Consider the following 24,905-nt stretch of genomic DNA (forward strand, 5'->3'; position numbering starts at 1 on the left):
TAATGAATAAGTTATCATTTGAAATAAATAACTCATTACAATTTTATAAAAAATTAGAAGAAGATTATAGTGATTATATTAAAAATAATCTTTCCTCAAGATTAGCAATAAATTGTGCATTAACATCTTGGCATCTATCAGATTGGATTTATAATGAATATAAGTTTGATAAAGAATTTCAAAATATTTTTGAGTTTCAAAAGTCATTAAAAGAAATGTGTGGAGAATTACAAGTAATGCACGATATTTCAAATGGAACTAAACATTTCTTCTTAAATAAACATAAACCAAAGGTAGAAAATACAGAAAAACATATAGGACCTTTTGACAGTACATTTGGTCTTACTTTTGATAAAACATACTTAAAAGTAGAAATGAAAAATGGCGAAATATTATCTTTTGAAACTATATTAAAAAAAGTTTTACTTTTTTGGAAAGATTATCTAGCAAACCTATCTAAAATTGACAAAAAATCTACTAATTAACTATGTCCATTTACCAAAAAATGGCCAGTATTGGTCAAAAACTATTTTCTAAACACATTTTGTTTAAATACGGATTTAATTATTCGCCTATGTACAAAAGAAGTACTGGTAAAATAATTGAAATTACTAAAGATTTGCTACACGTTAAAGTGAAAATTCCTATTAGTTGGAAAAACAGAAATTATGTAAATTCTATTTTTGGTGGTAGTTTGTTTTCTGCTGTAGACCCAATACCTATGATACAGTTGTTGTATTTAATTGGGGATGATTATGTGGTTTGGGATAAAGCTGCAGATATACGATTTAAAAAGCCTGCCAAACAAAATGTTTATGCAGATTTTAGATATACTGAAGAAGAACTACAAGATATTAAAAACCGCATTGACACAGAAAACGAAATTGAGGTTAAAAAAACTACCGAAATAAAAAGCGAAGATGGTACTACTACCTTTTGCGTGGTACATAAAACCATTTATGTAGCCAACAAAGAGTTTTACAAGCAAAAAATGAAAAATAGAAAGAAACAAAAGGCGTAACATTTGTTTATATAAATAAAAAAGAGACCTAAAATATAGTTATTTTAGGTCTCTTTTTTTGGTGTATTCTACACACTTTACTCTATAAAAAGTGCTGCATTTTTAAGTTCTAAAATGGCTTCTGTATTTTGGTGTAACATGCGGTTACTTTGTAAATATCTGTTTAAATTAAACTCATCAAAATTAGTAGCGTTTTTATCTATACTACTAATATGTACACGGCCAGAAGAATGTATAAATTGGTTGTTACCAATCCACATACCAACATGTACTACTCTTTGTTTGGTAGAATCTGTTGCTGGTCTTCCAAAAAACAATAAATCACCAACTGCTAGCTTACTAAAATCTTTATCTTTATCTACTACTGTACCTGCGTTTACTTGTTGTGATGCATCTCTTGGTAACACCATACCATTTAAAAAGTATATTGTTTTGGTAAAACCGCTACAATCTACTCCTTTACTAGATGTGCCTCCCCATAAATACGGCAAACCCATTAATTGTTTAGATGTTGCTACTAAAGATTCTTGTGTTGGGTTTAATGCTCCCAACCAACTATTATACGTTTGTGCTTCATCTTTTTTAACAAAAGCAATTCTACCATCTGGGTATTTTACTTGGTAAAATAGACCTTTATCAGCAACCAATTCTAAAATACTACCAGCTACTAAATCTGAAACAGTTTCTTGACCTGTTGTTGATGCGTAAGAAAAGCCTGTAATATTAGTGTATATTATTTTTTCAGTTGCTTTCCAGGTTTTAAAATCATCATTTTTTAAAATTTCTATACCACCTTTATCTACCCAAGCCAAATAATTGTCTGGTGTTTGTATAAGATACCAATCGCCATCATTTTTATACACTTTTACTGGTGTACCTAAAATTGCTTGTGTGGCAAGTTCTTGTGAGTGTCCTGCTTTACTTCTTAAATTGGCAACAGAAATTTTTACAATAGCCCAATTGCTATTTTTAAATTCTGCTGTTGGTAGTAACTGTATACTGTCTATATATTCAATTTTAGCCTCATTTAGCTTTGTTTTAAGCTCGTTTACAGCTTTTGGTAGGTTGGTTTCACCTGTTAGTACATATTGTTTGTCTGCAGCTTTAGAATCAATATTAAAAAGAGCTACACGCTTATCTGGTGCATACTCTTGTTTTACTTGGTTTACATATTCTAAAACAGGATTTTCTGCTTCTGTAACTACTTCATTTTTACAACTACCTAAAACCATTAATAATATAAGGGCTATAAATGGTATTTTAGAATTGATTTTCTTCATCATTATAAACGTATTTATTTGGATGAGTGAAATTATGAAAATTTTATTTTAATGTAGACAAAATGAACATTGTAATGTTAATAACTACGTTAAAGTACTGTTAATCAGTATATAAATTAGGAAATTAAAGTTTATTTTATTATGTTGATAACTATGATAGAGACAGATAAAATTGAAAATACAGCGTTTATAAAAAAATCAATTGGCTATTTAGAATCTAGAGGGTTTACTAATATTAAGGCTGATGTAACTGATTGTGAAATTCCTAAGTCATACATTAGAAAAAGTACTGGCGATAAGGTAACACCAGATATTGTTGCTATGAAAAATGGAAGAAAGTATTTTTTTGAAATAAGTTTAAAGTCTGATAAACCTAAACTTTTAAAATCTAAATGGCTGTTTTTAGACACTTTAAGTAGAATGAATTCTAACAGATTTAGAATTATTACCACTAAGGGACATTTTAAATTTACAGATACAATGTTAGAAGATATAAACCTTACCAATAAAACACCTATAAAAATTTAGTGTTTGTACATTACCATATGTGGTATACCATCTTCCAAATATTCTTCACCATCTTCTTTAAAGCCTAAATTGTTATAGAATTTTAAAAGATATTTTTGAGCAGATATTTTTATGGTAGTTTGTTGTAAATGTTCTTTTACAGCAGCTATAGATGCTTCCATAATACTATAACCGTATTTATGTTGCCTTTCAGATTTTTTAACTACTACCCTACCAATACTAGCCTCTTTAAAATAATCTCCTGGTTTAAAAATACGTGTATAAGCTACTAATTTATCATTTTTAAAGCCTAAAACGTGTAGAGCATTAAAATCTTTACCATCTATATCTTGGTAAACGCAATTTTGTTCTACAACAAAAATCTCTGATCTAAGTTGTAGAACTGCGTATAAGTCTTTTGTAGTAAGCTCATTAAAGCTTTTAACACATACAATCATTTATTGTATTATTTGCAAGCTATTTTTTCTACTCTGTTTTGATGTCTTCCACCAGCAAATTCTGTATCTAAAAACGTATTTACCATTTCTAATGCTTGTGGTAAAGAAACAAAACGTGCAGGTATACTTAATATATTAGCATTGTTATGCTCACGTGTTAAAGAAACAATTTCTTTAGTCCAGCATAAACCAGCTCTAACATTTTGGTATTTATTGGCTGTCATAGACACACCATTACCACTACCACATATAAGGATACCAAAATCTACTTTTTTTGTATCTACATCTGCTGCAACTGGGTGCACAAAATCTGGGTAGTCTACACTATCATTACTATCTGTACCGTAGTTAGTTACTTCTATACCTTTAGATTTTAAAAGTTCTAATACCGCAAATTTATACTCTGTACCGGCGTGGTCATTACCTATAGCTATATGCATTATATTGTTTTTTGTAGTTTTACATTACAAAAGTACAAATACCATTGTATATCCTATTCTAAAATTGTTAATAAATACAAACCCCCATTTTTACATACATTTTTGATAGTATCACATACAACTAACAAGTTGTTCACAACACTTTAATAACTATACAAAACATAAATTTTGTTTTTCGTAAAAATTGTTGCATTATAGCTTAGAATTTCTTCAACCAAATCTATTTTTTACTTTTTAGATAAAAGATATTAAGACTATTGTTAATAATGTAAACAATTTTTTAGCCATAAATTATTAAAAATTTGTTGTTAATAGAAGTTGTTAATAACCGTTAATAATTATGGTAATAGATTGATTTCTAAATAAAAAGTTAAATATAAAGACTTAATAACTTTACAATAAATTTACATTACTGTTCAACACAAGAAATATTACATAATTTTATTGTAGATATTAACACACTATTATAATCACCATTTTTTTTTAAAATTTAATAAAAGAAAAATAGTATATTATATATATGTTTATAACAACGTTTTCTTTACTAAAAAATTAAGAAACTATTTAATTAAGATAAGAGTAGATTATAATTTGTAATTTACCAGAAATAAATAAAATGAATGACTAAGAAAAAAAAGGACCTAAAAACCAAGACCGTAATCTTATTACTAAAGGTATATTTACGGTATTAGAAAAAGATCCTAATGCTAGTTATAACTATAAGCAAATTGCTGCTAAATTAGGAATAACAGATGCAAATAAGAGAAATGTACTAGTAAAGAGATTAGTACAATTAAAAGAGAAAAAAAGAATTATAGAAGAAAGTAGAGGCAAATATAAAGCTGTAGCTAGGGATACTAAAACTTACCATACAGGTAAAGTAGATATTACTAGTAAAGGAAATGCCTATATAGTTATAGAAGGTTTAGAAGATGATGTATTTATCTCTAGCAATAAATTAAAAAAAGCTTTTCATAGAGATATTGTAGAAGTTTATATTTTTCCTAGAAGAAAAGGAAGAAAATTAGAAGGTGAAATCACTAAAATTATAGAAAGAGACAAAACTAACTTTGTTGGTATTGTACAATTGCAAAAGAATTACGCTTTTGTAACAGCTACAGATTTTAGAATGTATACAGATTTCTTTATTCCTAAGGATAAAGTTAATAATGCTAAAGATGGTGATAAAGTCATTGTAAAAATGAATGATTGGCCAGATGATGCAGACTCACCTTACGGAGAAATTGTAGAAGTACTTGGTAAACCAGGAGAACATAATACAGAAATACATTCAATTTTAGCAGAATACGGATTACCTTATGAGTTTCCGTTAGAAGTAGAAAATTATGCTAATAAAATTGATACATCTATAAAAGCAGATGAAATTGCAAAACGTAAAGATATGCGAGATACGCTTACCTTTACTATAGATCCTAAAGATGCAAAGGATTTTGATGATGCATTGTCTTTTGTAAAATTAGAAAATGGTAATTATGAAATAGGAGTTCATATTGCAGATGTATCTCATTACTTACAACCAGACACTATTTTAGATGATGAGGCCTATGACAGGGCTACATCTGTATATTTAGTAGATCGTGTTGTACCAATGTTACCAGAAGTTTTATCTAACAATGCTTGTTCTTTAAGACCAAATGAAGAAAAATATACATTCTCTGCAGTTTTTGAGATTAATGAAAAAGCAGAACTTATTAACCAATGGTTTGGTAGAACTGTAATAAACTCTAATGAACGTTTTGCTTATGAAGAAGCACAACATATAATAGAAACGGGAGAAAATACCATTCCAGAGGCTATTTCTATTAGAGAAAACGGAGCTTATAGTGTTAGTAATGAAATTGTTGAAGCTACACTAACATTAGATAAATTAGCAAAAATTATGCGTGGTAAACGTATGAATGCTGGAGCTATTTCTTTTGATAAAGTAGAAGTTAGGTTTAGTTTAGATGAAGACGCAAATCCAACTGGTGTTTACTTTAAAGAGTCTAAAGATGCCAATAAACTTATTGAAGAGTTTATGTTACTAGCAAACAGAAAAGTAGCTGAGTTTATAGGAAAACAAAAACCAGAAAAAACTTTTATATATAGAGTTCATGATGAGCCAAACGAAGAAAAATTAGCCAATTTAAATGGCATCATTTCTAGGTTTGGTCATAAACTAGATTTTAAAAGTAAAAAAACTATAAGTAGTTCTTTAAACCAATTGTTAGAAGATGTAAAAGGTAAAAAAGAACAAAACTTAGTAGATACGCTTGCTATACGTAGTATGAGTAAAGCTATTTATACCACAGATAATATAGGACATTACGGTTTGGCTTTTAATTACTATTCTCATTTTACCTCTCCAATACGTAGGTATCCAGATGTTATGGTTCACCGTTTATTACAACATTATTTAGATGGTGGAGCAAGTGCAAAACAAGAAATTTATGAAGAAAAATGTAAGCATTCTTCAGATATGGAAGGTTTGGCAGCAAGTGCAGAAAGAGATTCTATCAAATACATGCAAATTAAATTTATGGATGATCATAAAGATTCAGAATTTGTAGGTGTAATATCTGGTGTAACAGAATGGGGCATTTATGTAGAAATTATAGATAATAAATGCGAGGGTATGGTGCGTATAAGAGATATTAAAGACGATTACTATACTTTTGATGAAAAAAGCTATTCTATAGTAGGGCAACGTACAAACAACAGCTACCAGTTAGGAGAGCAAGTTGTAGTAATGGTTAAAAGCACAGATTTAGTAAAAAGACATTTAGATTTTTCATTACTTAGAAAGGCAGAATAAAGTATTTTTGGAACGAAATTTGTAAATTAGATTAGGAATTATACCTAAAAATATTAAAATGAATAAGTTAACCTTATTTACGCTGTTATTTTTTGCTATTAGTTTAGCAAATGCGCAAAACGAAAAAATTACACAAAAGTTAGATAATTTTACAGAAGTTAAAGCTTTTGACGGTTTATCTGTGAATCTAATAAAATCTACTAAAAATGAAGCAGTTATAACAGGGGCTAATACACAAAAAGTTGCAATTGTTAATAATGATGGTGTTCTAAAACTACGTATGGAATTGGATAAAATTTTTAGTGGTTATAGAACTTTTATAGATTTATATTATACAGATAATTTAACTGTTATAGATGTAAATGAAGATGCAAGAATTAGCTCTAATGAAACTATAAAACAGGATTTGTTAGAGTTAAAATCTCAAGAAGGTGGCGAGTTAATTATAGATGCTCAGGTAACACAACTATTAGTAAAATCCGTTACTGGTGGTGTTATTACTTCTAACGGTTTTGCTAAAAACCAAGATATAAAAATTAATACAGGTGGTATTTATTACGGTAAAAACTTTGAAACTGAGCTTACAACAATTAGTGTAAATGCTGGTGGAAATGCAGAAATAAATGCAACAAATTATGTACAAGCCACTGTAAAAGCCGGTGGTGAAGTTTTGGTTTACGGAGACCCAGCAAAAATGGATGAGAAAACCGTTTTTGGTGGTAAAATTATTAGAAAATAGAAAAACTATTACATGTTAGATGATATACAGGCAGCAATACCATTAGGCTTTTTTTTAAGTTTTATGATTGGTCCTGTTTTTTTTGTTCTTCTAGAAACTAGTGCTGTTAAAGGTTTTAGAGCTGCATTGGTTTTTGACCTTGGTGTTATTTTAGCAGATGTTTTATTTTTAACTGTTGCTTATTTTAGTAGTTACCAATTATTAGAAAACCTAAGTAATTTACCAGGATTATATATTTTTGGTGGTGTTATATTACTTGTTTATGGCATAATTGTAATTATAAAAAAACCTGTAAAAGAAAAGCCAACTCAACTTAAATCTAGTAAAAGCGCTTACCTAAGTTTATTTATTAAAGGCTTTTTATTAAACTTTATAAATATAGGTGTTTTGGTATTTTGGTTGGGTGTAATTTTAGTAGTAGGCCCAAGTTTAGATAACAATCCTAACAGAATTTTAGTTTTCTTTTCTGCTATGCTAGGCACATATTTTATTACAGACATAATTAAAATATTATTAGCTAAACAATTAAAAAGATACTTAACTCCAAAACGTATTTTTTTAACTAAAAAAATATTAGGTATTATACTTGTTATTTGTGGTTTAGTACTTATAACCAAAGGGTTTTTACCTAAAGACCAATTAAATATACAAGAAGGATTAGAGTTATTAGAAAAATAATTTTTTAAATACTATTGTGTACAAAAATGGAATTTGATTCTGAACTAGAAAAAATAATAGCTAATAGTAGACTAGTAGCTATAGATTTAAATTCCGAATATATTTCTTCTTTTCATTTTTTAATAGCTACTTTAAAATCTAATAATGTTGCTCAAAAAATATTTAAATCTAACGATTGGAAATTTCAAAAATTAATAGAACTCTTAAAATCAGATGATAAAAAAATACTTAGTAAGTACTATTTAACTAAAGAGTTTAATAATGTTTTAAAAAATGGTTCATTTTATGCTCGCATTTATTCAGATAAAAAAGTTAATCCAGAACATATAATACTTGCTATGCTAGCTGATAAAAATAGCTATGCTGGTAATTATTTAAATGAAATAGAAATGGATTATTTTAAATTTAAAAAAGAATGTGAGAAAATTAGAAGCATAAAATCTAATAAATTTCTAGAATTTTTTGGTAGCAATAAACGCTTAGTTTCTTTAGGATTGCTTTCTATTATATAAAATTGATTTTAAGACAGATAATTTTATAGCTATAACTACAAACAAAAAAACCTCCACGTTAGTGAAGGTTTTTGAGGCATCGAGTATCCCGAAGCTTCGGGAGAACTGCTGTACATTTTATTAAATAATAGGATATTATTATGTAATTGTTTGATTTTAAGACAGATAATTTTATAGTTATAACTACAAACAAAAAAACCTCCACGTTAGTGAAGGTTTTTGAGGCATCGAGCATCCCGAAGCTTCGGGAGAACTGCTATACATTTTATTAAATAAATAGGAAATTATTATGTAATTATTTGATTTTAAGATAGATAATTTTATAGCTATAACTACAAACAAAAAAACCTCCACGTTAGTGAAGGTTTTTGAGGCATCGAGCAGATTCGAACTGCTGTACAAGCTTTTGCAGAGCTCTGCCTAGCCACTCGGCCACGATGCCATTTTTTGGACTGCAAACTTACAAAAATAAATTCATAAGCAAATAAGTTTTTTAAAATCAATTTTGCATTTTTTTTCGAGGCATCGAGTGGATTCGAACCACTATGCTAATCCTTGCGGGATTATGTCTATCCATTTCGACCACAATGCCATTTATGCGGGGGAGAGTTCAAATGTACATATATTTATATGTATAAAAAATTTACTAATATGCAGTTTAACGAGTTAATTGCAATGTTATCGAAACCATTTCTACATCTCCTCCTATTGGTGGGTTTAATTTAGAAACTGTTACTTCAGATTCTGTAACAATAGGTAATTCTAAAAAAATACGATCTATAATACGTTTGGCTACATGTTCTAATAATTTAGATCTTATGGCCATTTCTTCTTTTACAATATGGTTAATATGTACATAGTCTACAGTATCTACTAAATCATCTGATATTGATGCTTTACTTAAATCTGCATTTACACTAACATTAACTACATAATCACTACCAATTAATGCTTCTTCATTTAAGCATCCGTGGTAAGCATATGTTTTAATAGTACTTACTGTTATTTTTCCCATTAGGTTTAGTTTAGATTTGCAAACTTAACTAATAGAATTAATAAAAACTTAGTAAGTACATCTACAATTACTTAATCCTTGGAATAAATCTACACCAATTGTTATAACGTGTGTACCTGTACTGTAATTTAAAATATCATTTAAAATTATTTGATATGAATAACTAAAATAATAGTTATCTTTTTTTAAACCTGCAAAAGGTGCTTTGTATAATGGTTTACCTATTTGGTCATTTAAAAACCTGTAGTTTACACCTGCATAGTAGTAATCTTCAAAATCGTATTTTCTAAACTTTAAGTTTAAATCTGTTTCAGATCTTCCATCACTCTCAAACATTTTATAAAGTACAGAAGGTTCTATTTCCCAGTCGCTATTTCTACTTTTTTTGTATCTGTAACCAGTATACAAGTAATAGTTTCTTAAAGCATTTGGCTCAAAAGTTTCATTAAAGTTAGATATGTCTTTGTTTACAAGGTTAGATACGTTTAAACTAGCATAAAATTTATTAATTCTATACATAAGTCCAACATCAAAGTTATGGTTTGTAGTAGACCTATCATCTGTTACAGCATTATCAGGATTAGCAACAAGGTTAAACTCTTGTATATCTAATCTAAACTGGTTAAAGTTGTAAGATATACCAAACGATAAAAACTCGTCTTCATATCTATCTAAAGTTAAGTGGTGAGCAAAAGAAATTCTGGCACCTTGTTGTTTTGTATATCCGTTTTTATCGTTGTATAAAAATAGTCCTAAACCAGATTTATTCCCAATTCTGGCATCCGCAGCTAAAGACTGTGTTCTAGGTGCATCTTCTATTCCTACCCATTGAGCAAGGCCGTTCATTCTAATTTTTACGTGGTCACCAATACCTGCGTATGTTGGTGATAAAACAAATGGGTTATCTGCTAAATACTGTGAGAGCTGTGGGGAGTTTAGCTCCTGTGCATTTGATAGCATTGTGCCAGCAAATAATGATAAGATTGCTAATTTAAATCGCATAATTATAGGTTAAGTTCTTTTATTTTTTATCTGTACAATGTAAAGTGTCCAACAAATTCTCTGTCATCTACTTCATCTTTAAGCTTAATAGTATACCAGTAATCTCCAGATGGTAGTTCCTTATTATCATAAGTTCCGTCCCATCCTTTGTCATCAGCTCCCATTCTATATAATTCTCTACCATATCTATCATAGATAATAGTTAAGATATTAGGGAACCCTTCTGTGTTTTTAGGCTTCCATGTGTTGTTAACATCGTCACCGTTAGGTGTAAAGAAATTTGGGATTTCTATATCGATGAACTCAATAAATATATCTTGAGTAGCTTCACAACCATTTTCGTCTACAACAACAACGGTATATGTATCAGTCTTACGTATTCTGAACGTATTGTCTTCCCCATTATTGTTTCCTTCCAGATAGAAAGTATATTTTGGGTTACCACCTGCAGCAATTGCCGTTATTTCGTTAATATTTCTATTTTCTAATACAAGAGTTAACGGTTCAAAATCTGCTACAGTAAAGTCAATAGTTTCAGAACATCCGTTTGCATGCAATATGTGTAAATAATGATTACCAGCAGACATATTTGTAAAGTCTGGTGTTAATTGCATTGCAGCAGGATCTGTAGTATCTAAACCGTATAATACGTCTGTTATTGTGTTGTCTTCTAAAACAACTTCTAAATAATTTGTTGGTGTATCTGTACTACACTCATAAATAGGTGTTGCTGTGGCTTTTAAATTTACACCAGGTGCAATATCTATAACAATATTAGCATCACAACCATTGGCATCTTTTACTAATATTACGTGTGTACCAGAAGATAAACCTGTAAAGTCTACCCTGTCTAGCTCATAATCTGCCGGATCATTAGAATCTAAACTTGTACTGTAAGGAGCTGTACCACCAGTTATTGTAACTGTAGCCATACCATCTTCATTACCTGTACATGTTTCACCAGTTGTAGTAGTACTCAATTGCATTGCAGTTGGTTCACTAATTGTAAAATTAAATGTAATAAAACAACCATTTTCATCTTGTGCAATTACATCATAAACTCCAGGAGCTAAATCTGTAAATACATTTTTAGTATCAAACTGGTCTAAATTAGGTGTTATTGAGTATTTAATTTCTCCTGTTCCACCGCTAACCTCAACAGTTATAGTACCATTTTCTTCACCAAAACAAAGTACGTCTGTAAATTCTTCGTTTTCTACAACTAATGGTGCAGGTTCTGTAATTGTAATTGCAGTAGATACTTCTTCACAACCACCATCTGATGTTGCTCTTATATAGTAAGTTCCAATTCCTAAGTTTCTAAAATCACCACTAGTTTGTGGTCCTTGTAATGGAGTTGTACTTGTTGGGGTATCTAACAACTCATAAGAATAGTTACCTAAACCACCAATTGCAGTTGCACGTATACTTGCAGTAGATTCTCCGTTACAGTTTATTACTGCAGCAGTTTCATCTAACAATATTTGTAATGGTGGTACAGCATCAATAGTTACTTGGTTACTAATAATATTACCACAGTTAAAATTATCTCTTATATAGTATTGGTATACACCTTGTGTTACTGTAAATGTATGTGTATCTCCACCGCTCATTGGAGTAAAGTTTACACCATCTACACTAAACTCGTAAGGAGCTGTACCACCAGTAGCTGTTAATCTTATTTCAGCTGGATCTACGCACGTTAATTGTGATACTTGAACTAGAGAACCAGTGATATCTGTAGGCTCTGTTATAACGGCTTGTACGGTTTCTACATCACAATTCCATCCGTCAGAAACAGTTATGGTGTACACACCAGCACCTAAATTGTTAAACATTGGGTTAGATTGCGGACTACTAGAGTATAGTATTGTTGTACCAGCATCATCATAAACGTTTAATTGATATGTATAAACACCTTCACCATTTAGTACGTTTACTGCACTTACACTACCATTACTATCACCAAAACAAGTTAACATTTGTGTTAGTGGTGTAATATCTGCAGTAATAGGTATTGCAGGGTCTAGCGTTATGGTGTCTGTAAACGGACATCCACCATTATCTGTTACTGTTACAGTATATGTAGCAGCACTTAATCTTACAAAACTAGCAGAATTAACATCTGTAAAAGTAGTTTCTACACCAGTAGTATTGTTTCTTAAAACAATGTCATAAGGTGCGTAACCACCAGTTGGTACTACTGTTATCTCACCAGCATTATCATCACAAGTTACATCTGCAGTTTTGTTTACTGTAGCTGTTAATGCCATATCTGGAGATGCTATTGTTATTACATTAGAATCTTCTGTACAGAAAGGAGCATTATCTTCTGTAACAGCTACATAATAATTACCACCAGATAAACCTGGTATTGTAAATGTATTTGTAGTTGCATTACCATTTATACCTGTTAAAGTACCATCAGCATTTAAAACTGTATATGTAAATGGTGCAGTAGCGTCTGTTACCGTTACTTCTATTTCTCCATTTGTATCTCCAAAACAAGTTACTGGAGACGACGCTCTAGCAGAAACCTTAATTAAATCATAAGGAGCAATATTATATACATCTGTATCTACGTAACAACCAGTATTTGTATCTGTTACTCTAAATACATAACCACCCACTGCAGTTAACTCAAAAGTTGCAGTGTTATACGTTGGTGTTGTTGTTTGCGTAGCATTTGTATTACCAATTGGTAACAACTCATACGTATAAACATTTGTAGCATCTCCGTTATCTGTTACTGTAATAGTAACTTCTTCTGGACCATTACATGATATGTCTGTATCCTTAGTTACTATAGCAGTAAACTTATTAATAGGCTCTATTGTTACTGTTGTTGTCTGCGGACAACTATTATCATCTTTAACATAAACAGTAATTGTTTGTGTAACTCCAGTATCTGTAACAGTAAATGTATTTCCTGTTTGGAAGTTTACATTATCTATACTGTACAAATATGGACTAGTACCAGAAGGAGTTCCTGGTGTTGTAGCACCATCCTCTATAGTTACTGTAATTGTTGCTGTATTTACAGTGTTATTAGGAGCACAAGCAAAGTCTGTTGCAACTGCACTTATTAGTAATTCTGTAGGCTGAGTAACCTCGACAGTTTGTCTAATAGAACAACCTTTTGCAGATACTACTTCTATTTGATAAAAAGCAGCAGCTAAACCTGTAAAAGTTGGACTAGTTTGAGTTACTCCTATTTGAGTTACTCCTGTAGCATCATATAAATTATAGTTATATATAGGATCTACATTTGTTGCAGGATCTAAATTAGCAGTAATACTACCATCTGATAAACCAAAACAACTAACATTTTCTATAGTTGAAGCTAATAAAATAGGATCTACCTTATCAACCAATTCTTGTGTAACTGTTTTTTCACATATTGGTGCACTTGTGTCTAAATCACGAACCCTAAAGCTATACACACCAACTTCTGTTAAGCCAGTAAATACACCAGTTGTGTTTGTAATTGTAGCACCACTTATTGGTAATGTAGCAGTAAACTCTAAGTTTGTAGAACCACCAGTTACATTTACTGTTATTTGTCCGCCCGGATTTACTGTATTACAATCTATTGGTTTATCAACAATAGTAGAAACATTCATTTCTTCATACAATACTGTTGCAAGTGTTGTAAAGTCACAAGACCATTGATCGTTAATTAATACGGTGTAAGAACCAGCACCTAAACCAGAGAATATTGTAGTAGTCTGTGGAGAACCAACTGCTGTACCATCTTTAATAAGTTGGTATGTGTAGTTGCTTCCTTGTCCACCTGTAGTTCCAATAACTTCAATTTCACCTTCTAGGTTTGTACAATTTTCTTGGTTTACCTGTAAAGTTGCAGTTATAGGGTCTGGTGTTACTAAATTAACATCTGCTAATTGAACAATACACCCATTTTTATCTGCAATCCAAACTTGGTAATCTGTACCAGCCGGAGCTGCTGCACCAGATAAACCTGTAAATCTAGGATTAGAAACATAATCTGTTGGATATACTGGAGCAGGATTAGTTACTACATCTACAAAGTAAACATAGTCTCCCCAACCACCAGCAGCATTAATAACTTCTATAACTCCGTCATTACCTAAGCAAGTTACTGGTGTAACTTCTGTAGCAGCAGTTATTGCAGCACTAGGACCAGCAATAGTAAATGCTTGTGTATACGTACATCTAGGATCTGGAGTTTGTTGTACTTCTATATAGTACGTACCAGCTACTAAATTATTAATTACAAAATTACCATTTGGTGCAATACCTGGAGTTTGTGTATCATCTCCAGTATTTGCAGGAGTATTGAATATATCTTGGTAAAGAATGTATGCTACTGCACCTGTATAGGTAACATTAGCATTATCATGTAAATTAAATTCTACACTACCATCATTACCACCAAAACAAATTACATTACTTAATACAGTTGCATCTAATTCTAATACATCTGGACTAGTTATAGTTTCTGATGTTGTTATAACACAACCAGTATCTGTATGTCTTACCAAGAAATTGTGAGTACCAACATCTAAACCACCAAAAACATTTGAAGCTTGCCATGTTGTTCCGTTGTCAATACTATACTCAAATTTAGAAGTATCATTTGTATTTGAAGTAGCAGTAATAGTTATTTCTCCATCTGTACCAGGATCACAAGTAATATCACCTGTAATTGCAGCAGAAGCTGTTAACAATTCATCATAAGGAGCAATATCTGCTTCTATTGTACCAACACAGCCTTTATCATCATATACGTTAATAGTATAAGAACCACCAGCAGTATTAGTTTCTATGTAAACATTATTAGAACCAGATTGTACAATAATATCATCACCAGTTGCAGGCGTATTGTTATCATTTATAAATTCATAAATAACATAAGTATTACTACCACCAGTAATATTAGCAGCAGTATTATCTATACTAATACTAGCATTATTATTAGTGTTACCACTTGTAGGTGTACAACCAAATTCTACAACATCTGCGTTTGCAATGACAATAGGGTTTGGTTCACTAATTACAATATTAGTAATATCTGTTGTACAGCCATTTGTACCTGTTGCAGTTACTGTATATGTATTAGGAGGTAAGTCTGAGAATGTGCTTGTAGCAGCATCATAAGTACCAGCTAAAGGTGTAATTGTATATGTTAATGGGTTTATTCCATTATCTGTTTGGTATAAAGTTATAGTACCATCATCTGCACTATTACATGTAACATCTGTAAATGTGTGTGTAAATATTGGAGTTACGGCAGCAGGAACATCTATTGTAAATCTTCTAAAACATTCAGGACCAGTTGTATTATTATCATAAACAGTAACTGTATAATTCTCCACAACTGTTACAGTTGCTACATAAGGATTTGTTGGTAATGCTGTTCTAGTAACAACAGTTCCTAAACCGTTTGTGATTTCATAATCATAATCTCCAGAACCATTTGTTGCTTCAATTGTAATTTCAGCGGTTCCAGGAGTACAATCCATTAGTTTAGTAAGCTCAACATTAGCCTCTAATACTGGGTAAATAGTAGCACTATCTGTAGCTATACAACCGTTACTATCTTTTATAGATATGTTATATGTACCAACAGAAAGATTAGTAAATAAACCTCCATTATCTACATATGTTACACCACCATCTATAGAATATAGTATTTGAGCAGCTGTACTAGTTGCATCTATTTGTAAAGTATTTGGTATTGCACAATTATTTACACTTATATTATCTATTGTTGGATTAGGAGTTAATGTCATTATAACATCTCCTAAATCTTTAGCACAACTATATTGATCTTGAATAGTTACGTTATAAGTACCAGCAGGAGAATTAGCAGGAATTTCTATTGGATTATCTGTAGTACCTGTAATAGTTGTAAAAGGAGCAGGACCAGTTACAGTAAAAGTATAAGTACCGCCACCACCATTAATGTTTTCTATTTGAATAAGACCAGGTGTAGCACAAGAAATATCTTGAATTTTATTTAATGTTGCTGTAATATCATCTAACTCTTCTAACAATAGATTTTCTGATGCAGATATACAACTATCTACCCCACCATCTCTTTCGGTAACTTGTATAAAGTATTCTCCAGCTCCTAAACCAGATACTGTAACTGTTTGTGGAGAAGAAAATGGAATATTACCTCCACTATTTGCTACAGAAACAGGAGTACCAGTTGTCATATTAAAAACTTCCCATCTGTATTCAGTACCAAATGGAGCTTGATTATCTGTAATTGTATATGTAATACTACCATTTGTCATACCAAAACAAGCAGGTACAGAAGTAGATGTAATTTCTAATGGTAATGTTATTAAATCGTTTACATTTCTATCACTTTGTCTAACACAACCATTAGCATCTCTTACAAGAAATACATACGTTCTACCTGGTATTAAACCTGTAAAGGTATGAGGATCTGATAGTCCCTTTGCAGGAGTAGTCCAAGGATTAATAGGTGAAGTTGCATCAAAATTAACAGGATCGTCTGTATACGTATATTGATAAGGAGCTGTACCCTCGTTACCTTGTACAGTTACCTGTAATTCATTACAATCAACAATAATTGCTGAAATTGTTATATCTAAATTATCTAATGGATAAGATATAATATATCTAGGTAAATCTAATCTACATAAGGTGTTACCAGAAGCATCTACAGTTCTAATAGAAGGGTCTACAGCATCACCAGAAGTTAATGTGTATGCAGGAGCATCAAACTCATCAGATGTTTGCCAAGTAGTACCACCATCATGACTAAATTCTAATGTTCCATTTAATGTTGTTGTATAATTGATAAATCTAAATCCTGTTGCAGGGTCACAATTACCAGATAATATAGACTCTATATCTGTTACTAACTCATCTGGATTATTAATTAATACAGGAGTTGTTTCTATTGTACATCCGCTAGCATCTGTAACATTAATTGTATAGTTACCAGGTGCTAAATTGAAAAATGTTTTAGTATTGTTTATTACATTAGTTGTAGTTTCATTAGAAGCTCCGCCGTTATCTAAATCAATAATTTCATATGTGTAAGGAGATATACCAGAGGTAACTGTAATTTCTATAGTTCCTGTACCATCATGGCAAGTAGGATCTGTAGGTACTGCATTATAAGTTAAAGGAGTTGCAGGGTTAACTGTAACAGTCTCCATATATTCACAATGTGGATCTGCTGCGTTATTATCCCATACATAAACATCATAGTCACCAGCATCAATAGCGGCTACACTATAATTATTTACATTACTAAAATCTGCAGCAGTTACAGGAGTTCCTGTAGTTACAAAAGCATAAGCTAAATTACCATCTCCACCAGTTGCATTAACAGTAATACTACCATCAGCACAAGAGCTAACATGTACAACATCTATTGTTGCGTTTATTACAGGGTTTAAAACAACTGTTTCTTGTACGCCAACACAACCATAACCATCTTTAACGTCTATTGTGTAAGTACCGTTTGCTAAATTAGTAAAAGTATAAGTAGTTGCAGTTGCTGGAGTTGGTGTAATCCAAGCACCACCATTAATACTAAACTGGAAGTTTTCATTACCAGGAATAGAAGTAACATCTACTTGTATTTCACCATCATTTGCACCAGAGTAACACGCTGTTGGCGTTACTGTAAAAGTTGGTACTTCTGGGGTAGTAACAGTTACTGCAGGCGTAATAGCATTAGTACACAAGTTATCATCTTGTACTCTTACAATATAATTTTCATTAGCTGCATTTGCAGGCACATCTGTAAATATTGCAGAAGATTGGTATCCTCTAAAAACAGCATAACTTGTTGTTACTGTATTGTATATTTCTAATTGATAGTTATACGTTGGTGTACCACCATTTGCAACAGCAGTAATTGTAGCACCTGTATTATTACATGTAAATTCATCTGTGATAGATGCAGTAGCAGTAACTTCTGTTGGTTCAGTTAATTCTTGTGTTAATGGAATACTACATGCATTATCATCAACATCTCTAACTTCAATAGTATAGTTTTGTGCAGTTAAACCAGTTACGGTTTGCGAAGTTGTAAAAGGGCCAGAATACGTTGCACCACCATCTAAAGAATATTCATATCCGCCAGCACCAAAATTTGCTGCATTAATAACAAATTCACCATCATTACCACCAAAACAAGAAATGTTTACAGGGTTTGTAATGTTTGCTGTAAAAGCTTTACCTGCTTCAACTACAACGTCAAAGGTTACAGAAGAAGAACAAACTTCTGGTAGTTGAAATGCTTGTATATCATCTATTGCAATATCATTTCCATCAACAACCGCAGAATTTGTGCGTATAACAATATCAAGGTTTGTATTAGCACCAGGGTTTAATGTTACAGTATAATTATGCCAGTCATCAGCATTATTATTTTTAGGAATATTACCAGTAGCAACACTAGTAATTACAACACCACCAGCGTCTACTAATTCTATTTCTATTGTAGGATCACCTCCACTTGTACCGGCTCTTAATAAGTTGTATGCCCATGTAGATATTGTAATATCTCTGTTTGGTATAACCTCTATACCTCTTTTAGCATATACAATACCACCAACACCAGCAACACCACCAACATTCATTGCTAAAAACCTTCCGTTAGCGTTACCTGTATGATCGTTAGGACTTCTCCAAGTACCAAAAGGTAAAGCTATGGCTTGTGTAACCGAGTATTCACCATCATTAATTCTGGTATGTACACCAGGATCACAAGTTCTTACTGTACCATCTTGTGGCTCATAACAGTATAAAGGATCTATTTGTGTTATTGATGTATTTGCACCAAAACCAAAATCTTCTGATAATAAATTACTTGGTGTAGGAGCTGCATTAGAAGTATAATCTACTCTAATTGTATGTGTACCTGCTGCTACATCTGTAAAGATATTACTTGTATTATCTGGCGTGTTAAATGAACCATCTATAGAGTATACATAATCAAAATCTGTACTACTAGGTGTAACTGTAATTTCACCTAAACCTTCACAATCATAAGAAATTGACGGAGCAAATGTAGGTGCCTCAGGAGCAGCATCTACAGTTACTGTCATTTCATAAGTACATAAATTTGCATCTCTAATATACAATGTATGTGTACCAGGTAATAAGTTAGATATTGAGTTTGTACTGTAGTTAACACCACCATCAAAACTATATTCATATGCAGGTGTACCACCTTGTGCATTTGTAATTCTAACCTCAGCACCAGTTGTTGGGTTACACTCGTATAAAGCTGTTACTGCTGCAGAAGCAGATAAAGTAAAAGGTTCTGTTATAGTATGTGTATCTGTTACAGTACATAAATTAGCGTCTCTAACTACAATATTATAACTATTTGCAGGTAAATTATTAAATGTGTTTGTTGGTACAAATGTTGCACCACCATCTATACTATATTGGTAAGGCGCTTCTCCACCACCAGCAGTTATTGTTATGGTAGATTGTGCTTCGCCACTACAAAGTATGTCTGTACTTGTTGTAGTTACTGTTAATGCAGGATCTTGTGCAATGTTTAAATCGTACATAGCCTCACAAAAAGTTCCTGTACCGTTATTATCACGCACATACACATCATAATCACCAGCACCAGTTGTTACCGTTCTAGGATTAACATTTGTAAAATCTGTTGCAGCCGGAGTAGTACCATCAGCAACAATTGCATATACATAATTTACGCCACTACCACCAGCAGGAGTAATAGTTACTTCTGTATCTGTATCACAAGCTGTAATATTATCTGCGGTTGCCGTAACAGTTAATTCTGGGTTTACTGTAATAGAGGCTGTTCCTGTACAGTTTTTACCATCTATAACATCTATAGTATACGTACCCGGATTTAAGCCAGAGAACACGTTATTTGTGCTGTAAGCGCCTCCATTTATTCTATATTGATAAGTGCCATCTCCGCCAGCTGTAACATTAGCTGTAAGTTCTAGTCCTGCAGCTGCCGTAAAGCAATCGTTATTTGGAACAATTTCTAAAGTAGGAGCTATTGAAGCATCTAAATCAAAGCTTGATGTAACAATACAACCATTAGCATCCTCTACACTAACATTAAAAGTTCCTGTTTGGTTTAAGTTATTAAACGTACCGGTACCATTAGTAAATGTAGTTGTACCATCTGGATACGTAATTGTAAATTCGTTACTACCCCAACCACCAGTAGCAGTTAAAACTACACTACCATCTGTTGTACAAGTTGGTTGTGTTGGGTTAACATTTAGTGCTAAAGCAGCAGTTGGTGCATTTATAATAACATCTGCAGTTGCAGTACAGTTTGTTTCTGTATCTGTAACAGTTATTGTGTATGTACCATTATCTAAATTTGTTAAAGAAATTGTAGCAAGATTTACTCCTGTACCTCCTGGTATAGTTGTTGGTCCTGTTATTACATAATTGTATGTAGAATTAAAACCTGATACTTCAAAATTTGCTTCTCCATCTATATCATCAAAACAAGAAATATTACTAACTAAATTACCAACTACAGAAATAGGATCTACTGGTCTAATTGTAAAACTCTCTTCATATTCACAACCTTTAGCGTCTGTTACTCTAAAAGTATAAGTGTCTGGAGCTAAACCATTAAATGTTGCTGTGTTTCCTGTTGTGCTTGTAGCTGCTATTGCTGTTGGAGCAATAATATCAAAAACATAAGGAGCTGTACCATTGGTAACTGTTACTGTAACATTAGATGTTTGTGTAGGGCAGTTAGGAGCTGTTGCTGTAAAGTCTAAATCTGTTGGCGGATTTAATGCATCTATAACAATTTCATTTGTTACAAACGTACACATATTAGCATCTCTAATTGTAATAGTATAACTACCGTTAGTTAGGTTTGCAAATGTGTCTGCACCTGCACCTGAGTTAAAATTAACACCATCTATACTATATTCATAAGGAGCTGCACCACCAGTTACATTTTGAGCTTGTATTGTTGCTTCTTGTAAACATGTATAATCATCAACTAAAACAGCATCACCTGTAACACCATCTGTAGGACCACCAATAGTAAAAGGTTCATCAAAATCACATGATGTACCACCTATTGTTTGTGTTATCGTAAGTATGTAATCTCCTTGTGGTAATGATGAAAAATTACCAGAGTTGTTTACACTAGTTGTTGTGCCGTCTGGATACAATAAACTGTATGATAAAGTATAACCATTACTATTTGTAATATTAATATCAAAACTACCATCTTCTGCACCAAAACAGGTTTCATCTGTAATGTTAGGATTATATGTAATTGCAGGTGCTATATCTACTGTAGCTTCATTAGTAATAACATAACAATTATTACTTCCTACAACTATAAATTCGTAAGTACCAGCATCTGCATCACTAAAGTAAAAGTCTTCTGTTGTTTGGTATGCACTTGCAGGAATATCACTTAATGTAAAAGGAGCTGGGTATAAGTCTACACCATCTTTACTCCATATTGCATATGTGTACGTTGGGTTAGCAACACCACCAGTAGCTGTTACAGATATAATACCATCTGTACAGTCTATAGATTTTGTTGTTAACGCAGAAGCAGCTAAGTCAGATACATCATTAATGGTCACTTCTCTAGTTAATGTACAACCATCATCAGTTCTTACGGTAACATCATAAACACCATCGTTTAAACCTAAAAAAGTATGGTCATTATCATCTGTAGGTCCAAAAGTATCTACCTCTACTCCTCCTTGAGAAATAGAAAAATAGTATTGAGGCTCAACATCTTCAGCAGAAATTCTAATTTCTCCTAAACCATTACAATCTGTATCTTTAGTTGTAATATTAACTACATAGTCTCTTCTTAGTACTCCTATATCTTCTAATCTAAACACACAACCGTCTACTACACCTTGCTGACGCATTTCTACTGTGTAGGCTCCGTTATTTGTTATTGGAAAAACAGGACCATTATTAGCACTATAAGGAACAAGAATAGTACCTGTAGCTGCATCTAATAACTGAAAATCATAATTAGCTGGTACGTTAGTAACACTAATGCTACCATCTGTAGTACAAATAATATCTTCTACTGTTGCTCTAGGGTCTAAATCGTTTTTAAATACATTAAAGTAGAACCTTGTAAAACAACCATTTAAATAGTTAATTACTACTCTATATTGTCCTTCGTCTTCTGCATTAAATGTTTGGCCTGTTGCCACTTGGCTCCAAGTACAGGTTCCGTTTTTATTAGCACAATCTTCTACTGAAGCTGTACAACTACCTTCGTCTAATTTTTCCCATTGTATGCTTGTAGCATCAGGAATATTAATACTTATTGGTTCTACATCATTTAAACCACATAAAAATATTTTTGGTAATGGGTCACCATCAATAGGGCAAATAGTTACTTCACCATCAACTGTGTTAGAAGTATCGTTTATTAAATCTATTATTGGGTTAGTTTGTGTGGTTCCAAAACGTGTTACAGTTATAATTTCTTGAAAACCTTTACAAGGATCTGCAATTATTTTATCAACTATATATACTCCTATATCATCTACAACAATTGTACTTAAATCTCCATCTGGATTACCGTCATTAATAACAGTATCTCCGCTGTCTATAACACCGTTTCCGTTTTCATCTTTATACCAAACATAGTCATCAAAACCATCACCTGAATCTAGAACTGCATCTGCACCACAAATTTCTACACTTCTGTTATAGTCACAGTTTTCTAAATCATCTAATAAAAAGTTTGTTGCACCAGGTGTTGTAAATCCACAAGTATCAAAATCTGTAACACTAGGGTCATCTGTAATTTCATTTGTGTTAATTACACCTCTGTAAGTAGAGTATGCTAAGTTTTGAATAAGATCTGAACATGCATCTATAAAATCAAAGCAATTTTCTGCTACACGTACACGCATACGTATGCTTTCTAAAGGCCCGCCTTGTACTACTAAGTCATTTGGTATTGTAAATAAAACTGTTCTAGTAGCAGGGTTATAAGTATAAGATACTCCTGCAGGCATTGTAATATTAGTTTCATCTAAGGTTACATTTACAGGTAATACATCTCTAATGGTGTAATTATCTGCATCATCATTACCAACATTTTGGAATGATAAAACGTAGTCTAAAACCTGACCTAGGTTTACACCTTGCCCGGTAATATCTGTACCACCAATGTCCTCTACCCTTTTGGCTAAGTGCATTTGTGGTTCTATAATTTCTACATCAAAAGATGTAAAGAAAATATCGTATTTGTCTTGTGTAGAAGTGGCTCTTAAAATAGCACTTGTTTCATCATTAGGGATGGTAGACCAACCTGTATTAGGTATTGTAAAAAGGTCTGCATCCCATCCTAATGTGTTTACACTGTTGGGGTTACGAGTAGTTACGATATTATTTTCAAAAGTGACATTACTGTCAAAAAAGTTGTTTGTTTTATTAGGGTCAGCTCCAAACCTATTTGTACCTAAAGGAGTATAAGTTGGTCTACCGCTTGCTTTAATAGATAAACCGTCACCAGTTATACCGTTATCACCTTCTAATGTACTTACCCCTAACCTCGCATTTACAGGGAAAGGAGCTGGTAATGTTGTAAAACCAGATACAGGAATATCTACAGATTCTCCAGATTTAATACCTGCATAACCATCAAAAGTAGTAATGTATTTACCTGGGTATGTTGGGTTTTCATAAACAACAACCATTGTCCATCCACCAGATACACCACCCGAAGGAGTTTCACCTACACTTGCTCTTACATTAGCAATTGTGTATTCTCCATTAGGGTCTGCTAAGCCAGTAACTAATGATGTTATATCTTTATAACAAGCATATGGACTGTAATAGCCAAAATCTGTATCACCAAAACCATCAAAAAGTACTTCATCTGCAGAGATATCTACATATGAACCACCTGGTGTTTTAAACTTAATATTTCCAATGTTACTACGGTCTGTTTCATTTGCATAAACAGCAGACCAATATAAACCAACATACCTAACTCTAGAGCAACTGGCATCTGGTACAGTTAACTCTGCACTACTAGAACTAAATGTAGATGCATCACCATCTATATCTATGTATTGCATATCCCAATTATCATTAGCTGTAGAGCTATTTCCTGTTTGGTTGTATGAATCGTTTGCATCTACGGGCGTAGAGACATTATAATATTGCCAATATCCTCCCCAACGGGTATTTACCCATCTTCTTTCCCTAGTAATTTCGTTACCTTCACGGTTTACAATATTATTAGCTATAATAGTTAAGTCTCCACGGATACTGTTGTCATATCTAGGTTCAAAATTATTTTTAACTTGGCTAAACCCTAAATGAGATATAGTTAAGAAAAAAATAATTAAAAGCGATTTTAAAAACTTATTCATTAGGTTGAATGTTTTTAGTGTTTGTTGGTGAGTAATTAATTTGAGTTGAGTTGTTAGTTGTTA

The 24,905-nt window shown here is 32.1% G+C and carries 13 protein-coding genes and 1 tRNA gene; 7 read left to right on the forward strand and 7 right to left on the reverse strand.

Features of this window, described 5'->3' with window-relative positions:
• Positions 1 to 2 precede the first annotated feature (2 nt).
• Positions 3 to 485, forward strand: coding sequence for a hypothetical protein (locus CELLY_RS06575; protein WP_013620881.1), 483 nt, complete (start codon positions 3 to 5; stop codon positions 483 to 485).
• Positions 486 to 487: 2 nt separating this feature from the next.
• Positions 488 to 1,021 carry a DUF4442 domain-containing protein gene (locus CELLY_RS06580; RefSeq protein WP_042256740.1) on the forward strand — a complete coding sequence of 178 codons (534 nt, stop codon included), beginning with the start codon at positions 488 to 490 and terminating at the stop codon, positions 1,019 to 1,021.
• Between the two features lie 77 nt (positions 1,022 to 1,098).
• Here the strand turns inward: CELLY_RS06580 and CELLY_RS06585 are convergent, their stop codons facing one another.
• On the reverse strand, positions 1,099 to 2,304 hold the full coding sequence (locus CELLY_RS06585) for a C40 family peptidase (RefSeq protein ID WP_013620883.1): 1,206 nt from the start codon (positions 2,302 to 2,304) through the stop codon (positions 1,099 to 1,101).
• A 150-nt stretch (positions 2,305 to 2,454) separates the two neighbouring features.
• On the opposite strand from CELLY_RS06585, the gene CELLY_RS06590 reads away from it, so the two are divergent.
• A complete protein-coding gene (locus CELLY_RS06590) occupies positions 2,455 to 2,829 on the forward strand; it encodes a hypothetical protein (protein WP_034644296.1) in 375 nt (124 codons plus the stop codon).
• On the opposite strand, the gene CELLY_RS06595 is transcribed toward CELLY_RS06590, so the two are convergent.
• Together CELLY_RS06595 and rpiB are read right to left on the reverse strand one after the other, a co-directional pair.
• Complete coding sequence (locus CELLY_RS06595) at positions 2,826 to 3,266, reverse strand: GNAT family N-acetyltransferase (protein ID WP_013620885.1); 441 nt, start codon at positions 3,264 to 3,266, stop codon at positions 2,826 to 2,828. The two genes, CELLY_RS06590 and CELLY_RS06595, sit on opposite strands and share 4 nt — an antisense overlap.
• An 8-nt stretch (positions 3,267 to 3,274) precedes the next feature.
• Positions 3,275 to 3,706 carry a ribose 5-phosphate isomerase B gene (gene rpiB, locus CELLY_RS06600; RefSeq protein WP_013620886.1) on the reverse strand — a complete coding sequence of 144 codons (432 nt, stop codon included), beginning with the start codon at positions 3,704 to 3,706 and terminating at the stop codon, positions 3,275 to 3,277.
• Between the two features lie 664 nt (positions 3,707 to 4,370).
• On the opposite strand from rpiB, the gene rnr reads away from it, so the two are divergent.
• Genes rnr through CELLY_RS06620 form a run of 4 tightly spaced genes read left to right on the forward strand, consistent with a single transcriptional unit; the run spans position 4,371 to position 8,450 of the window.
• Positions 4,371 to 6,521, forward strand: a complete 2,151-nt coding sequence (gene rnr, locus CELLY_RS06605) for a ribonuclease R (RefSeq protein WP_042256744.1) — start codon at positions 4,371 to 4,373, stop codon at positions 6,519 to 6,521.
• A gap of 58 nt (positions 6,522 to 6,579) precedes the next feature.
• On the forward strand, positions 6,580 to 7,260 hold the full coding sequence (locus CELLY_RS06610) for a head GIN domain-containing protein (RefSeq protein WP_013620887.1): 681 nt from the start codon (positions 6,580 to 6,582) through the stop codon (positions 7,258 to 7,260).
• A 12-nt stretch (positions 7,261 to 7,272) separates the two neighbouring features.
• Entirely contained in the window at positions 7,273 to 7,938 is a 666-nt protein-coding gene (locus CELLY_RS06615) for a LysE family translocator (protein ID WP_013620888.1), read from the forward strand.
• 26 nt (positions 7,939 to 7,964) lie between these two features.
• A complete protein-coding gene (locus CELLY_RS06620; RefSeq protein ID WP_013620889.1) occupies positions 7,965 to 8,450 on the forward strand; it encodes a Clp protease N-terminal domain-containing protein in 486 nt (161 codons plus the stop codon).
• Between the two features lie 371 nt (positions 8,451 to 8,821).
• On the opposite strand, the gene CELLY_RS06625 is transcribed toward CELLY_RS06620, so the two are convergent.
• From CELLY_RS06625 to CELLY_RS06640, 4 genes are all read right to left on the reverse strand, one after another.
• A tRNA-Cys gene (locus tag CELLY_RS06625) sits at positions 8,822 to 8,892 on the reverse strand.
• Between the two features lie 216 nt (positions 8,893 to 9,108).
• On the reverse strand, positions 9,109 to 9,465 hold the full coding sequence (gene folB / locus CELLY_RS06630; RefSeq protein ID WP_013620890.1) for a dihydroneopterin aldolase: 357 nt from the start codon (positions 9,463 to 9,465) through the stop codon (positions 9,109 to 9,111).
• A gap of 48 nt (positions 9,466 to 9,513) precedes the next feature.
• Positions 9,514 to 10,467, reverse strand: a complete 954-nt coding sequence (locus CELLY_RS06635; RefSeq protein ID WP_013620891.1) for a PorP/SprF family type IX secretion system membrane protein — start codon at positions 10,465 to 10,467, stop codon at positions 9,514 to 9,516.
• 26 nt (positions 10,468 to 10,493) lie between these two features.
• Positions 10,494 to 24,842, reverse strand: coding sequence for a T9SS type B sorting domain-containing protein (locus CELLY_RS06640; RefSeq protein ID WP_013620892.1), 14,349 nt, complete (start codon positions 24,840 to 24,842; stop codon positions 10,494 to 10,496).
• Positions 24,843 to 24,905 lie beyond the last annotated feature (63 nt).

Origin of the sequence: Cellulophaga lytica DSM 7489 (assembly GCF_000190595.1) — a bacterium.
In the GTDB taxonomy this organism is placed as follows: Bacteria; Bacteroidota; Bacteroidia; order Flavobacteriales; family Flavobacteriaceae; genus Cellulophaga; species Cellulophaga lytica.